Source organism: Faecalibacter sp., from assembly GCF_057177045.1.
This window is the reverse complement of sequence record NZ_CM169987.1, coordinates 878,156-893,176: the sequence shown is the minus strand read 5'-3', so window position 1 is coordinate 893,176 and position 15,021 is coordinate 878,156. Positions and strand designations below refer to the sequence as shown.

The window sequence follows — 15,021 nt, the reverse complement described above, 5'->3', positions numbered from 1 at the left end:
TAATACTTTTTATGAATAAGGAATTACCTAAATTTCACGAAACTTTTAATCCGATTTTAGATATTTTATCCAATAGAGAAATAATACACACAAGGGAAATGCAAAAAAGAGTAATTGAAAAATATTATTCCCATTTTCCAATTGAAGTATTAGAAGCAAAAACGAAATCTGGTGAAATTTTAATTAATAATAGAATAGCTTGGGGTAAATCTTATTTAAAAAAAGGTGGTTATATCCATTATCCTACAAGAGGACATGTTCAAATCACAGAGAAAGGTTTAAATCAAAAATCAATTTTAAACTTAAAAGAATTAGAAAATGAAGACTCCATGTTTGATTTTTACCAAACAGAAGTTGATAAGAATAATAATAATTTCAATATAACACCAATTGTTAATGCCTCACCACAAGATTTGATTGATGAAGGTTTTGATCAAATAGAAAAAGATGTTAAGAATGAATTATTAGAAAGATTGAAAACGATTGATCCGTATTATTTTGAAAAAGTTGTTTTGAAGTTGTTAAAGAAAATGGGATATGGAGAATTTAAGGAAACCCCTAAATCTGGTGATGGTGGAATTGATGGAATTATTAATGAAGATAAACTTGGTTTAGATAAAATATATATTCAAGCAAAACGATTTAATGAAAATAAAGTAAGAGAAAAAGATATACGAAATTTTATTGGTGCTATGAGCGGAGATACCAATAAAGGTGTTTTTGTGACAACCTCTTTATTCGATCAAGGAGCTATTGAAAAAGCTAAAAATGCACATCATAAAATCATTTTAATTGATGGAAATAAATTGGTTGATTTGATGCATGAGTATAATGTTGGGGTTCAAATTAAACAAGTTTATGAAGTGAAACATTTGGATGAAGATTTCTTTATTGAACAATAAATTGTCATTAGTTTCTCTATACATTTCCATTTAGATAAAAGTACTTTCAATCACTCGTAACTAAAATATAAAAACGTATGCATATCAAGAACATCTTTATTTCACTTGTTTTTGTATTATTTGGGATTAAGACCGTGAATGCTCAATCTTCAGTGGAAGTGGTCGAGTCTTATATCATTGATCAGAACATTACATCCAAGCTGATTCGAAAAGTGATACCAAATGAACGATTTAAAGAAGTGTTGCTGCATGAATATTTACAATCGATAGATCCATCCGATTTAGATCCTGAAGAGCTCACTTTATACCAATTCGTTCAATCTGAATTCAATTGGGATAAAATCGAATGGTCCAATTATAAAATGTATCATTATCGTTTAGAACAAGAAGTAAAAAAGCCTACAAAATTTCAATTTTCGACGATTATCTATTCAAAACATAAAAATTATGCCCTTTTTTACGTGGAAGAACGTTGTCAACATATGCGTAGTAATGGTCATTTAATTTTAATGGAATTGGTCGATGGTGAATGGCGTTATCGCACGACTTTATATGCTTGGATGGAATAAATTCCGAAATGGACTTATAAACGTATAGTATCAGTTGCTATAATCTGTTGTTCCTCATTGTGCAAGGTTAAAATAATGGTTTGAATGGATGTTGGAATTTTCACTTGTTTCTGTTGTTGAAAATTGTAACCGATAATGTATGCCCCTTCTTTTCCAAAGCCCTTTTTCGTTACAATCGTGTGTTTGATGTACAAGGTATTTTGATGAATATGGTTCTCCGTTTTAATTTTTTTGAGTGACTTTTTATAATGTCCAAACGATGAAATAAATCCTTGAATTTGATACGATAGCGATTTTTCATTGTGTTTATGGATCAAGAATTGAGGCTGGAAAGGTTTATTATTTTGATGAGGTTGCAGGGGATGATTCACCATAGTGGTTAATTTATATTGTGCGTTTAAACTTGTGGTTAAGAAGCAAAATAACATCATTAATTTTTTCATTGGTTGGTTTATTTGATGTACAATGTAACTAAAATTGTTCAATTGAAATGAAGAAACGATGATAGGATAATATAAAAGCGACTTCTTTTGGAAGTCGCTTCACTTTTTCATACTATTTCACGATAAAAATCCTGATTGGATTTCATGTGAAATGATGTTTAAAACTTATTTTCGATTTGAGCAGCTTGGAGCATCAAATAGTGTAAATCGGTATTTTTTACAAAAGGCTTTAATAATTCTTTTCCAGGTCCAAAAGCTGCGACTTCCACGTGATCACTTGAGTGATCCATCGAAATCCAACCCACTGAACTGTGTTTTTTCTGCATGTTGGCAAATCCTTCGTAAGGCAAATGTTTATAGTTATATAAACCTTGTTCTTCCTTCTGAATGTTGCTATAATATCCTAAAATATGGTGTGCTTCGGCGGATGTGATTTCAAATCCTAAGTTCGTATAGACCAAATCACGAACTGCATTTGGAGAAAAACTATTATCAATTTGGTTTAAAATCCATTCGTTTGTGTACTTGTATTTAGCCACCGTTTCAAAATCTTTATTGGCGTTTTTCCCGTAGATTAAACCAGGGTTGGCGTTTCCATGGTCCGTAGTAAAGATTACTAATGTTTCACCATCTTTTTCCGCAAATTCTAAAGCGACTTTTAATGCTTCATCAAATTGAATTTGTTCAAATAATAATCCTCCTAAATCGTTTGCATGAGCAGCCCAGTCTACTTTACCTGATTCAATTTGTAAAGCAAAACCTTCTTTTCCTGTATTTAAATGTTCAATGGCTTTTTGGGCCATTTCTGCTAAAGAAGGAACATTTGAATTTAATTCAGGTGTATTGATGCGGTCCAATTGATAAGGTAAAGCACCTTCGCCAAAAATTCCTAAAATAGGTTTGTTTTTACTTGTTTTCTTTAATTCAGCAGAAGTTTTAGCAATTGTATATCCTTTTTCAGCATAGGCTTTGTATACATCTTTTTTGTCTTCACGTTTGTCCCCGTTAAAGAATTCGTCTCCACCTCCCATGACAACATCTAAACCTAAGTTTAAATAATCAATTGCAATTTGAGGTTCCGCATAACGTGAATTATTATTGACGTTGAAACCAGCAGGAGTAGCATGTGTGGCTGTAACTGTAGTCACAACACCAATTTTCTTTCCTTTACGTTTCATTTTTTGCCAAATTGGTAAGTAATGTTCTCCATTTGCACCAACATTTAATGAACCGTTAGGAACACGAACACCACCTCCAAAAGAAGAACTTCCTGCCGAACTATCAGTAACAATAGAAGAGGCTGAAGAAGTCTCCATCAAACCACGAGAAACTTTATTCTCCATATAAGCACTCATCCATACCGATCGATGTCCTAAAATATGATTTTGAAAATGATCAGATAATGCTAATGTTCCTGTACTCATTCCGTCAGAAACCATAAAAATAATATTTTTCGCGCGTTTACCTTTTACAGATAAATCGTAATCCATTGTTGTTGCTAATCCACTGATGGGATTTCCGAACAATGCACCTCCAGCAGCTAATAATGTTCCTTTTTTAAAGAACTTTCTTCTATCCATTTTGGCTTTGTATTTTGTATTTGTTATGCGTTATGTTTGGCTTGCCATTCGGCAATTTCTTGTTCGTTTAATAAACAAGCATTTAATTCTTTCGTGATTTGTTCTTTGTCGATTCCTTGTCCAATAAAAACAATTTCAATCACACGATCGCCCCATTCTTTTGACCATTTGGCATCGATACTGGCTTTATTCATTTGATAAGCCGCATACATTTCGCGCTCATGTTTTGGTATTGCAGACCACCATGCTCCCGCAGGATCAATACGAATGCTTCCCCCAGCTTGGCTTAAAAAAATCGCATCGTCAGGACGATTTGCCATCCAAAATAATCCTTTTGAACGATAAACGGATTGAGGGAATGAATCATTTAAATACGTTAAGAAACGTTCAGCATGAAAAGGTTTTTTTTCACGGTAAACAAATGAAGTCATTCCATATTTTTCTTGTACGTGGTGGTGGTGATCATGTGTACAATTGGGTCCACAAGTATGTCCATGTTCATGATCATGATGATGGTGTTCGTGTTGATGTTCTTTTTGTTTTTCCTCTTCTTCTAACATTCGAACCCACGCATCCATATCTTGTGCTTTTTCAAAATCAAAAAGATTAGTATTTAAAATTTCGGCTAAATCAATTTCTGAGAATTTAGTCGGAATAATCTTCGCTGATGGATTTAATTTGTGTAAGAATGACTCGATGTTTTGTTGTGTTTCCGCATCAATGGCATCAATTTTATTTAATAAAATCACATTCGCAAATTCAATTTGATCGATTAAAAGATTAACAATTGGACGATCATCTTCATTATTTTCTGTATATCCTCTGGTAAACACATTTTCATCAGTACCGAAGTTTCTAAAGAAATTTAAGGCATCAACAACAGTAACTAATGTATCCAAACGTGCATATTTCGGGATATCAATCGTTCCATCAGGAGAAACAAAATCTAAGGTTTGCGCGATAGGGCCCGGATCAGAAATTCCTGAACTTTCAATGACCAAATAATCATATTTACCAGCTTGTGCCAACTCATGAATGTTTTCGATTAAATCTTCACGAATTTCACAACAAACACACCCATTACTTAATTCGACTAATTTTTCGTCGGATTGAATGAAATCATTGTCTCGAGCAATCATTTGTGCATCGATGTTTACTTCACCCATATCATTAACGATTACAGCGACTTTTAATCCTTTTTTGTTGTGTAAAATATGGTTAAGTAAAGTCGTTTTCCCACTTCCTAAGAATCCAGAAAGAACGGTTACTGGTAATTTATTTTGCATCATATCTATGAATATATGGTGCAAATTTAAAGAATAATCAAAGTTCAATTGGCATAAACCTTAAATATCTGTTAAGTCTTTTCTAAAATGCTTGGTTGCCATCTTGAAACGATTATTTTTGTTCAAATTTTAATGGATTATGTTTCAAGGAAGTTTGATTGGTTTATTGCTTATTATGGTAATTGTTGAGGTTTATTTGTATTACGCCTTCAAATCTTTTATTAGTAATAAGTTGATTTTATTTGGTTGTATCTTATCCACGATTTTTGTCCTCTCTTTTATGGCTTACAATTTTTTAGCATTTGATCGTAATGTCGGTCAAACGCCACTCTTTATGTGGAGTGTAGGATTGTTTATGCTTATTGCCTTCCCACGTGTAATCTTCTTATTGTTTTTTTTAACTGATGATCTTATTCGACTGATGGGGTGGATTGTCAATAAATTAAGAAATACTTCAATCGAAGAAGGAACCTATTTGCCGGCTCGTCGAAAATTTATTTATATGACTGCAGCAAGTTTAGCTACGTTATTGTTTGCAGGCCTTGTTCATGGAATGACCTTAGGTAAATACAATTATAAGGTGATACGTGAACGATTAAGATTTAAGCGATTACCTCAAGCATTTAATGGTCTTAAAATCTTGCATATTACAGATATTCATTCAGGAAGTATTGATAATAAAACAAAGATTGAAAAGGCCATCGAATTAATTAATCAACAAGAATTTGATTTGTTATTATTTACAGGGGATATTGTGAATAATTTTCATTGGGAAATGGATCAATGGATACCTGTATTTAGAAAACTAAAAAAAGCTCCGTTAGGAAATTATGCGGTATTAGGAAATCATGATTATGGAGAATATACCGATTGGAAAACGGAGGCGGAAAAATTGGATAATTTTAATCGAATCAAAGCTATATTTCCACAAATCGGATTTGAATTATTATTGAATGAAAATCGTATTATTGAACGAAATGGTCAAAAAATTGCTTTAGTGGGTGTTGAAAATTGGGGTGCTCGATTTAAAAAAGCCGGAGATTTAACTTTAGCGAGTGAAGGATTGGATTCGTCAATTTTTAAAATCTTAATGTCTCATGATCCATCCCATTGGAATTTAGAAGTAAAAGACCATTCTTTGCATTATGATTTAACTTTGTCTGGACATACCCATGGAATGCAATTGGGAATTGAAGTTCCTTCTATAGGGTTAAAATGGAGTCCATCACAATACATCTATCCTCAATGGGCAGGTTTTTACCAACAAGAGGATAAATGGATTAATGTGAATCGAGGTTTTGGATTTCACTTTTATCCGGGAAGAGTAGGGATTTGGCCCGAAATAACTGTCATTGAATTGACTCAATCTTAATACAACATGATATTTAGGCATCTTTTTTTATGATGCCTTTTTTCTTATCGTATATCAAGGATATATTGCTCTGATAGAACTAACTTTATAGTATTAATACAAAATACTATGAAAGAAGAATTTTTAGCCTTAGATGTAATCAAGAATGATACGACGCATCGTTTTGAATTGACAGTAGATGGTGTAATAGCATTTATTGATTTTAAACAAAAGGATCAGTTGATTAAATTAATCCATACTGAAGTTCCTGAAACCTAAGGTGGAAGAGGAGTAGCTGCTGCTTTGGTCGAGAAAACATTGATGTATTTAGAATCTAACGATTATACACTATATCCTTACTGTCCTTATGTTTTTGCATACATCAAAAAACATCCAGAATGGAAACGTATCGTTGATCCTACATTTCCAAAGATTAGTGAATTATAAGGAGCTATTAAAATGATTTGTATAAAAAAAACCGAGTACAATACTCGGTTTTTATAATATATATTCTTTTAATTTTAAGCTTTTGGATCATCATGATGAACAAATTCTTGTTCAATTGCCACATGACCTTCCCATTTATCTACTGCAACAGTCGATAACGCATTTCCTAAAACATTTGTCATCGAACGCGCCATATCACAGAAGTGGTCAATTGGTAAAATTAAAGCAATACCTTCTGGTGGAATACCAAACATAGAACAAGTCGCTACAACAACAATTAATGAAGCTCTTGGTACACCTGCAACTCCTTTAGAAGTTAACATTAAAACCAATAGCATTAGCAACTGTTTCTCGATCGGCATATCAATTCCATATACTTGTGCAATGAAGATGGATGCAAACGTCATATACATCATCGATCCATCTAAATTGAATGAATATCCAAGAGGTAATGTAAATGAAATAATTTTCTTTTGTGCACCGAATTTCTCTAATTCTTCCACTAATTTAGGGAATACAGCTTCAGATGAAGTGGTAGAGAAGGCAATTAATAAAGGTGCTTTAATGTGACGTAATAAGTCAAATAAACGTTTACCAATGATAAAATATCCAACAATCAATAGAACCATCCATAACAACAAAATTCCTAATGTGAATGCTGCTAAATATTTTAGATATAAGGCAAAGATACCAAAACCATAGTTTGCAACGGCAGCTGCGATTGTACCTAAAACTCCTAATGGGGCAGTCCACATCACGTATCCTACCATGATAAGCACAACGTGTGAAATTTTATCTAAGGCTTTTGTAAGAGTTTCCCCTTCTTTACCAAATGCTGCTAGAGCTACACCAAAGAAAATAGAGAAAACAACAATTTGTAAAATCTCATTCGTAGAAAAGGCTTCGAACACTGATTTCGGAATCATATGTTCTACGAAATGTTGTAAGGATAGGTTTGATTTGGCTTTTAATAAATCTTCGGCTGAGCTGCTATCTGGAACTAAATCGAGCCCAACACCTGGTTGTGTAATATTTACAACAACTAACCCAATTAATAAAGACATTAAAGAGGCTGTAATGAACCAACCCATAGCACGACCACCTACACGTCCTACCATTTTCATATCACCCATTTTGGCAATTCCAACAACTAAAGTTGAAAAAACTAAAGGAGCAATAATCATCTGAATTAATCGAATAAAAACTGTACCTAAGATTTTAATGTTCGTTGAAAACGAAGCAATAAATTCCGGCGATGTATTGTAGTGGACGAATCCTCCAAGAACAACACCTAATACAAGCGCAATGATAATCGCGATGAAAAGTTTATTGTTTTTCATTATTAATTTTATTTGTACCAAAACTAAGGTTTTTTTGCATAACCTTAACAATATTTCCCTACAATTCCATCGATTTCATCCGAAGAGATTTTTAAATGAATAACTAATAATAAATTAGTTCAAAATTTTAGTGTACTTCTTACTTCTCTCGTTTTTGAAAAGGTATACTAGGATTCAAAATTTCCTCTATTAAGTTACTCAATGGGCCATGAGTTAATTCGATAATGGATTGATCGATGATGGTTGATTTATCCCATTTTAATTTTAATAATTCCTTTTTCGGGAATTTAATGGGATAGATACAAAGTTCAATCTCACGTGAGCTATAGCTTGGATTCTCATAAAATAAATGGGCGTAAAAAGACAACTGGAGTTCTTTGGCTTTATCACTCTCTTCAAATACGACGTTTACTTTTTCAGAATCGATTTTTACATCTTTGGTATATCCTGTTTTATAATCAATGATTCGAATTTGTCCGTCAACTTGATCGATACGGTCGATGATTCCACGAAGTTTTACCATTTTGCCATTTGTGAGTTGAAATGGTACTTCATATTTACTTTCCAATTGTAAGAGTATGAATTCTGATGCTAGTGCTGTTTTTTTATCTTTATCTAAAACACCATTTACAATTCGTTCCGCAATTTTATACACCAAATAATTAGGACCTTGGTCGGTATGACCATCTTTGTATTCTTCTTTGAAAAATTTCTGAAGCACTTGGTGCTTTACTTTATGAATCAAATCAAAGTCTTTCGCTATCATTATTTGATTAAGAAATGGCTTATATAATTCTTCTAATGTGCCATGAACAATATTTCCTAAAGTTTTGGCAGAAACCATTTCCTCAGCTTCTTCAACTTCATCGATTCCAAATACACGTTGCTCATAGAAATCTAAAGGATCTCTAAGGTAAGTGGATAGGGAAGAAGGTGAAATACCGTAATCCGCCCAAGCCCAAAGTTTTTCCATGGTTTGAGGTGTTTTCTCAATCACAATATCTTTTAACGGTTGCGTTTTAAAACTTGGTGCAGCAAAATTTTCATGGATCTGATGTGAACTTTCAAATTTCATTTGAGCGATAAAGCGTGATTTTTCACCTGATCCCATTCCATCTGCCTCAGTATTGTAAACCAAATGTACCTTTTTAGCGCGCTGCATTAATCGGTAAAAGTGATAAGCATAGATGGCATCATTTTCAGAGAATGTATTTAATCCCATTTCTTTTCGAATATCGTATGGAATAAACGTATTATTTTGACGACCTAAAGGTAAAATCTCATCATTGGCAGAAGTCATGATGATGTTATCAAAATTAATTAAACGCGTTTCCAATAATCCCATAAGCTGCAACCCTTTCAGAGGTTCACCGATAAATGCAATGGATTCAGATTGAACAATTTTATTATACAATAAGAATAAAGTTCGATAATCTTTAACATCCGTCACTTGTGTAAGGTTTTCATGCAATTGAACAAATACTTTTTTGAAGAAAAACAAATATTCTTTCAAAAGGAGATGCTTGGCATCGTTGCCCTCATTTAAAGAAGGATGATTCATTAAGTTTTCGGTCCAATCTTTTAATTGGTGAACGAATTCTGTTAGTGAGTTTGGAATAAAAAATAATCCTTGGAATAAATTATCGTGTAAATGTTCTTGTAATGTTTTTTCCGCATTAAAAATTCGGTTATTGATACGAATGGTATGCGATAATTCACGTGAAGATGGAGTACTAAAACGCGAAAGCGTTCGGTTTTCTAAAATTTGTAATACATTTTTAAAGTAAAATGCTTTTCCTTTTCCTAATTTTTCACGGTTCATTTGTAATTCAAATACCGATTTGAAGAATTGAGCTAGAGGAACTGTCTTCAATGGAATACCCATCGAAATATTTAGATATGAAATATTAGCTGGTAAGGCATTTAAAATTGCAGGGAGAATAGCTTCATCGGCTAAGATTAGAGCCGTTTTCTTAATCTCCTCTTCATCCATTTTTGCAATGATATCAGAAATGTATTTGGCTTGTCCCACTTGTTTTGCAACACCTGTTACATGAATGTTTTTTTCTTTTGAAAATTCATCAAATGTCCATTTCCATTCTTTAACTTTTGTTTTGTAACGGCGCATAAATGCTCCCGCTTCTTGTTGCGGATTATCCAGATAGTATTGATCGGCATCCCAATAAATTTGGGCAATATTATTTTTTTCTAAAGTGAATATTAGTTTTTGTTCAGCTTCTGTCAACGCATTGAATCCAGCAAAAACATAGTTTTGTTGATGATTTTCAATCATATGATCCACTTGGTCAGCCGCTATTCGAAAAACTAATCCAGCATATCCTTGGTTTAGAGCGAGTAAATCTTCTTTTAATTGGAAATAAAATCGTGTTACAATTTGCCAGAACAATAAGTGTTTTTGCATGACTTCGTTCTTATTGACAAAGATTTCATCTTTTCCCCATTTTTCAATTCGTTCAACGGATACCAAATAATCTAAAATTTTCTTCGGATCAACTAAAGCTGAATCGATGTCGTCGAAATCCTTTAAAATAGTAGGTCCCCATTTGATGAAGTCTTCGAAAGTATCGGGTTTTTCGACCACTTTCTTATACGATTGATAGGCTTTGAACCATAAATTTATTCCTGAAATCACTTCCAATTGAGCCACTTCACTCATGAAATCTTCAATGCTGCTCATTTTTGGTAATAGAAGGGTATGTGCTTGTTTTTGAAATTCTTGACGAAAGAATAACATGGGACGTTTTCCCGGTAATACAAGTGTTGTTTGAAGAAAATTGGTTTTTTGGCTTAATAAATCTTGGACTACTTTTTCTATGAAATGCGACATGGTTTATAAATTAGATGGTTGTAAATTTAAATGTTATGAATGACAAAGTATGACGCTTAAATTATTCAACATACTGTCGTTCGACCATTTTACCTTCTTTAAAAATATCTTTTGCCACGACATTACCTTTACGATCGTAGATGTTAATAAAACCATTTCCACTGTTAATCACCCCACAATATACTTTATCTCCATTCGGTAAATAGCAATCCAAAATACCAACCACTAAATTATTATAATACACAATTTTTTGTTTTGGCTTTCCATTTTCATGAAAATATTCGAATTGGCCGTGCGCTAAATCTTGAGTCACAGTACCTACACTTTCTGTCATTCCATTGGAATAAAAATTCATAACTTCCCCATCGACTTTATCATTTTTATAATTGATGACGCTTTTTTCTAATCCATTGGGATAATAATGAATTGTTTCACCATCAAGTTGATGGTTCGAATTGTATGTAAATACTGATTTAATCTTTTTATTCTCGTAGCGAATAATTTCTTGATAGTGTGATTGGGCTTGTAGTTGTAACAATGAAGTAATAAGAAATACCCCTAAGTATAGATTGAATTTTAGTTTCATTATTTATTTTTTTGTGGAATTACATTCGTATGAAATAGATTTTCAAAAGTTTTAGAAATTGTATCTTTTACTAGTTTAGGTAAAAAATAAAATAATAAAAACCCAAAGAGTAGGATTATTACAGCAATACCAATTGCTATAGGCTGAGCAATTAGAAGAGCTGAAATAAAAAATATCACCATAAATATGCACCAAATGATTGTAAATATTTCAATAAAAGTGGGTAATTTGAGTTGATATTCAATTTGTGTTTTTTGGTTAACACTATTTTTAATCGTTCCTATTATTATTGGGTTAAATGAATTTTTATACTTTAAGATTTTTTTTATTCTAAAAGTTTCTTTATTGATTTGACCTTGAAATTCTTTATTAGGTTGAAAAAAACTGAAGGTGTTTTCTGCAGTATTTTCAACTAATATTTGGTGAACTTCATCAGCTGTTAAAGTCGTTTCGAATTGAAAGTAATGATTTTGTGAGAACATGGACTAAAGATAATAAAAAAGCGACTAAATATATTTAGTCGCTCATGTATTATTGTATGGAAAATTATTTTTATTGAATTACTCCTAATTCTTTTCCCACTTTTGTAAAAGCTGCTATGGTATGATCTAATTGTTCTTTTGTATGAGCAGCGGATAATTGAACTCGAATACGTGCTTTATCGCGTGGTACAACAGGGAAAAAGAATCCAATGACATACACACCTTCATCTAATAATTTGTCTGCCATTACTTGCGATAATTTAGCATCATATAACATTACGGGTACAATTGCCGCATCACCATCTGGAATGTCAAATCCAGCTTCAACCATTCCTTTACGGAAATAGTCTGCATTCCACATTACTTTATCACGTAATGACGTATCTTGTTGTAACATGTCTAATACTTGTAAAGCTGCTCCTACAATTCCGGGTGCTAATGAATTCGAGAATAAATAAGGACGAGATTTTTGGCGTAACATTTCAATGACTTCTTTTTTACCAGAAGTAAATCCACCCATGGCTCCTCCTAACGCTTTTCCTAATGTAGACGTAATAATATCCACACGTCCCATGACATCATTATGCTCATGTGTTCCACGACCTGTTTTACCAATAAAACCTGTGGCGTGAGAATCATCAACCATAACTAATGCGTCATATTTATCTGCTAAATCACAAACACCTTTTAAGTTTGCTACAATTCCATCCATTGAGAAGACTCCATCGGTAACAATAATTTTAAAACGATGATCTTTTTCCGAAGCTGCAATCAATTGCGCTTCTAAGTCTTCCATATTATTGTTTTTATAACGATAACGTGCAGCTTTACATAAACGAACACCATCAATAATAGAAGCATGGTTTAACTCATCCGAAATAATCGCATCTTCTTCTGTAAATAATGGTTCGAAAACACCACCATTGGCATCAAAAGCTGCTGCATAAAGAATAGTATCCTCCATGCCTAAGAAATCTGCGATTTTCTTTTCTAATTGTTTATGAATATCTTGTGTACCACAAATAAAACGTACTGATGACATACCATAACCACGGTCATCTAACATTTTTTGTGATGCAGCAATAACTTCAGCATTATCTGATAATCCTAAATAATTGTTGGCACAAAAATTTAATAATGTTTTACCGTTTTCTAAGGTGATTTCTGCACTTTGTGGAGAAGCGATGATTCTTTCTTTTTTGAACAATCCTTGTTCTTCTAAATCATTCAATTGGGTTTGTAAGTAGTTCTGAAATTTATTGCTATACATAATAAATCACTTTTGTTTACTACAAATATAATTGTTTCCCTTAGTTTTTACTTAAATTTGTAGTTGAATAAATCCAAAGAGAAGTGTTTTTACTAATTATAATTTCATTACAATATTATTTTTTAGCGCGTGTTTTCAAAAAGAATAAACTAAAGACTGTTTTAACAGTGGTTGGAATGTTTGTCGCAGCGGTTTTTATGTTTTCATTTGCCATAGCCATTTTATGGGTGATGCAAGTATTTCCTGTTGAACTGGATATGAAGAATCCAAACACGATCGCTTTAAACGAATATTTATTTGAAAAAAATATTCCCATCATTTTCGAGATTATCTTGTTCTTATTGATTGGTGTATTTTATTTCAACTTTTTAAAACGTAAATGGACAAAGGAAGTCATCCTACAACAAGAACCGATTATACAAGAAGTTGTTGAAACGATTCAGAAAATACAAATGACGATACCAGTGAAAACTGATTTTTACTGTCATTTTCACCGAGTGAATGATTCCAATATGCATTGGATTCCGATATTGGCAAAGGAAATTTGGAATGATTGCTATAAAGATATCATTTCACAAGAACAGATTGATTTTATGTTAAGCTCTATGTATGATGCGAATAAAATTAAAGAAGCTCTAGCCAATGGTGATCAATGGGAAATTTTAAAAGCGGATAATGAACCGGTGGGTTATATTCATTACCGTATTGAGGAAAATAAATTATTCCTTTCAAAAATTTACTTAAAACAAGATCCGAAATATAAAGGACTTGGGCAGGTCATGATGAATCATGTGATTGATTATGGAATACAAAATGACTTAGAGGTCATCTACTTAACAGTGAATAAAAATAATCAAAAAGCCATTCGATTTTATGAAAAAAATCGTTTCCAAAATGTTAAATCAGAGACATTTGATATTGGAAATGGATTTGTTATGGATGATTATATTTATGAAAAGAAATTAAAATAAGCATTAAACGGAACTTATGCAAGTTCCGTTTTTTTATGTTCAATTTGTTCTAAGATTTGATTCAAACCTTCAACTGAATCAGCTTTCAAACATTTATTTGTTTTGATGTATTTCATATTTTTTGGGGTGGCTAACACCAATAAATTTTCAAGATGATCAGCAAGATAATCAAAGGCTTCAGTATAACTTTTAATATTTTCGTTTGTAGGTAAATAGGTTAAAAGTAAATCTGGCTTTAAATCCAGAATTGCTTGTTTTATGGTGCGTTCATTTTGATTAAAACCGATATAATAGGTTTCAAATCCATTTTGTTTCAACAATAAATTGGCAAATAAAATTCCGATTTCATTGAATTCATTTTCAGGTAAGAAGAGTAGAACCTTGCATTTTTTATCAACAACTGAGGCTTCTAAATTAATTAGATGATAAAATTTACGTTTCAGTAAATTTTTCATGTAATAAAATTGTACGGGCTTTTCATCCGATCCTTGAAACATATCATAGATTCGTAAAAGGAATGGATATATAATGAAATTGTAAAAATCAGAAAGCGTTAACTTTTTTAACGCGGTGTCTATAATGAGATTAAATCGTTTTTCATTATAAGTTAAAGAGGATGATACCAATTGATTGATTACATCTTCGTTTAACTTCTTCGAAATTAAATTTCCCATTAATTCAATTTCATTTTTGATTTGCAATTGCTCATCTTCCCAATGACAAATGGTTTCTAAGGCGTATTTTTTATCCAAATGGAAAAGCGTAGAAATATTAATTAAACGATTCAGATGATTGACTGAATACTTAACTTCATTGGCTGTTTCTTTTGTTACGTCAGAAAATACGTTATAACGTTTAATCCAAAAAATAATGGTTTTATCAGGAATTCCCGATAAATAACTCAATTGATTCAAAGTAAACCGATTCATATTGTGGTATTTGGTCG

The 15,021-nt window shown here is 32.2% G+C and carries 14 protein-coding genes and 1 pseudogene; 6 read left to right on the top strand and 9 right to left on the bottom strand.

Annotated features, from left to right (window positions below):
- Positions 1-11: 11 nt before the first annotated feature.
- Entirely contained in the window at positions 12-902 is an 891-nt protein-coding gene (locus AC1QSP_RS04095) for a restriction endonuclease (protein WP_484079911.1), read from the top strand.
- 77 nt (positions 903-979) lie between these two features.
- A complete protein-coding gene (locus AC1QSP_RS04090) occupies positions 980-1,471 on the top strand; it encodes a hypothetical protein (protein WP_484079910.1) in 492 nt (163 codons plus the stop codon).
- A 14-nt stretch (positions 1,472-1,485) separates the two neighbouring features.
- On the opposite strand, the gene AC1QSP_RS04085 is transcribed toward AC1QSP_RS04090, so the two are convergent.
- From AC1QSP_RS04085 to AC1QSP_RS04075, 3 genes are all read right to left on the bottom strand, one after another.
- Positions 1,486-1,914 (bottom strand): hypothetical protein, encoded by a 429-nt coding sequence (locus tag AC1QSP_RS04085; protein WP_484079909.1) that lies wholly within the window; start codon positions 1,912-1,914, stop codon positions 1,486-1,488.
- Between the two features lie 158 nt (positions 1,915-2,072).
- A complete protein-coding gene (locus AC1QSP_RS04080) occupies positions 2,073-3,494 on the bottom strand; it encodes an alkaline phosphatase (protein ID WP_484079908.1) in 1,422 nt (473 codons plus the stop codon).
- A 23-nt stretch (positions 3,495-3,517) separates the two neighbouring features.
- Complete coding sequence (locus tag AC1QSP_RS04075; protein WP_484079907.1) at positions 3,518-4,783, bottom strand: CobW family GTP-binding protein; 1,266 nt, start codon at positions 4,781-4,783, stop codon at positions 3,518-3,520.
- Between the two features lie 277 nt (positions 4,784-5,060).
- Here AC1QSP_RS04075 and AC1QSP_RS04070 point away from each other — a divergent pair, with 277 nt between their 5' ends.
- From AC1QSP_RS04070 to AC1QSP_RS04060, 3 genes and pseudogenes are all read left to right on the top strand, one after another.
- Positions 5,061-6,152 (top strand): metallophosphoesterase, encoded by a 1,092-nt coding sequence (locus AC1QSP_RS04070; protein ID WP_484079906.1) that lies wholly within the window; start codon positions 5,061-5,063, stop codon positions 6,150-6,152.
- Positions 6,153-6,260: 108 nt separating this feature from the next.
- On the top strand, positions 6,261-6,410 hold the full coding sequence (locus AC1QSP_RS04065) for a GNAT family N-acetyltransferase (RefSeq protein ID WP_484079905.1): 150 nt from the start codon (positions 6,261-6,263) through the stop codon (positions 6,408-6,410).
- Positions 6,411-6,422: 12 nt separating this feature from the next.
- Positions 6,423-6,578, top strand: a pseudogene (locus AC1QSP_RS04060) (GNAT family N-acetyltransferase); the annotation flags it as partial.
- A gap of 74 nt (positions 6,579-6,652) precedes the next feature.
- Here AC1QSP_RS04060 and AC1QSP_RS04055 read toward each other — a convergent pair.
- The 5 genes from AC1QSP_RS04055 to kbl form a co-directional block, all read right to left on the bottom strand.
- Entirely contained in the window at positions 6,653-7,918 is a 1,266-nt protein-coding gene (locus tag AC1QSP_RS04055; RefSeq protein WP_484079904.1) for a dicarboxylate/amino acid:cation symporter, read from the bottom strand.
- A gap of 139 nt (positions 7,919-8,057) precedes the next feature.
- Positions 8,058-10,766, bottom strand: a complete 2,709-nt coding sequence (locus AC1QSP_RS04050) for a PD-(D/E)XK nuclease family protein (protein ID WP_484079903.1) — start codon at positions 10,764-10,766, stop codon at positions 8,058-8,060.
- 61 nt (positions 10,767-10,827) lie between these two features.
- Positions 10,828-11,352: a toxin-antitoxin system YwqK family antitoxin gene (locus AC1QSP_RS04045; protein ID WP_484079902.1), complete on the bottom strand. Its 525-nt coding sequence runs from the start codon at positions 11,350-11,352 to the stop codon at positions 10,828-10,830.
- Complete coding sequence (locus AC1QSP_RS04040; protein WP_484079901.1) at positions 11,352-11,834, bottom strand: hypothetical protein; 483 nt, start codon at positions 11,832-11,834, stop codon at positions 11,352-11,354. Before AC1QSP_RS04040 ends, AC1QSP_RS04045 begins: the two co-directional genes overlap by 1 nt.
- A 70-nt stretch (positions 11,835-11,904) precedes the next feature.
- Positions 11,905-13,104 (bottom strand): glycine C-acetyltransferase, encoded by a 1,200-nt coding sequence (gene kbl / locus AC1QSP_RS04035; protein ID WP_484079900.1) that lies wholly within the window; start codon positions 13,102-13,104, stop codon positions 11,905-11,907.
- An 83-nt stretch (positions 13,105-13,187) separates the two neighbouring features.
- Between kbl and AC1QSP_RS04030 the strand changes: the two genes are divergently transcribed.
- Complete coding sequence (locus tag AC1QSP_RS04030; RefSeq protein WP_322969611.1) at positions 13,188-14,075, top strand: GNAT family N-acetyltransferase; 888 nt, start codon at positions 13,188-13,190, stop codon at positions 14,073-14,075.
- Between the two features lie 14 nt (positions 14,076-14,089).
- Here the strand turns inward: AC1QSP_RS04030 and AC1QSP_RS04025 are convergent, their stop codons facing one another.
- On the bottom strand, positions 14,090-15,004 hold the full coding sequence (locus tag AC1QSP_RS04025; RefSeq protein ID WP_484079899.1) for a MerR family transcriptional regulator: 915 nt from the start codon (positions 15,002-15,004) through the stop codon (positions 14,090-14,092).
- Positions 15,005-15,021 lie beyond the last annotated feature (17 nt).

Coding starts and splice junctions, on each gene's coding strand:
- AC1QSP_RS04025 (WP_484079899.1), bottom strand. CDS start 15,004: ATGAATCGGTTTACTTTGAATCAATTGAGTTATTTATCGGGAATTCCT.
- AC1QSP_RS04070 (WP_484079906.1), top strand. CDS start 5,061: ATGGCTTACAATTTTTTAGCATTTGATCGTAATGTCGGTCAAACGCCA.
- AC1QSP_RS04045 (WP_484079902.1), bottom strand. CDS start 11,352: ATGAAACTAAAATTCAATCTATACTTAGGGGTATTTCTTATTACTTCA.
- AC1QSP_RS04085 (WP_484079909.1), bottom strand. CDS start 1,914: ATGAAAAAATTAATGATGTTATTTTGCTTCTTAACCACAAGTTTAAAC.
- AC1QSP_RS04095 (WP_484079911.1), top strand. CDS start 12: ATGAATAAGGAATTACCTAAATTTCACGAAACTTTTAATCCGATTTTA.
- AC1QSP_RS04075 (WP_484079907.1), bottom strand. CDS start 4,783: ATGATGCAAAATAAATTACCAGTAACCGTTCTTTCTGGATTCTTAGGA.
- AC1QSP_RS04065 (WP_484079905.1), top strand. CDS start 6,261: ATGAAAGAAGAATTTTTAGCCTTAGATGTAATCAAGAATGATACGACG.
- AC1QSP_RS04055 (WP_484079904.1), bottom strand. CDS start 7,918: ATGAAAAACAATAAACTTTTCATCGCGATTATCATTGCGCTTGTATTA.
- AC1QSP_RS04090 (WP_484079910.1), top strand. CDS start 980: ATGCATATCAAGAACATCTTTATTTCACTTGTTTTTGTATTATTTGGG.
- AC1QSP_RS04050 (WP_484079903.1), bottom strand. CDS start 10,766: ATGTCGCATTTCATAGAAAAAGTAGTCCAAGATTTATTAAGCCAAAAA.
- AC1QSP_RS04040 (WP_484079901.1), bottom strand. CDS start 11,834: ATGTTCTCACAAAATCATTACTTTCAATTCGAAACGACTTTAACAGCT.
- AC1QSP_RS04080 (WP_484079908.1), bottom strand. CDS start 3,494: ATGGATAGAAGAAAGTTCTTTAAAAAAGGAACATTATTAGCTGCTGGA.
- kbl (WP_484079900.1), bottom strand. CDS start 13,104: ATGTATAGCAATAAATTTCAGAACTACTTACAAACCCAATTGAATGAT.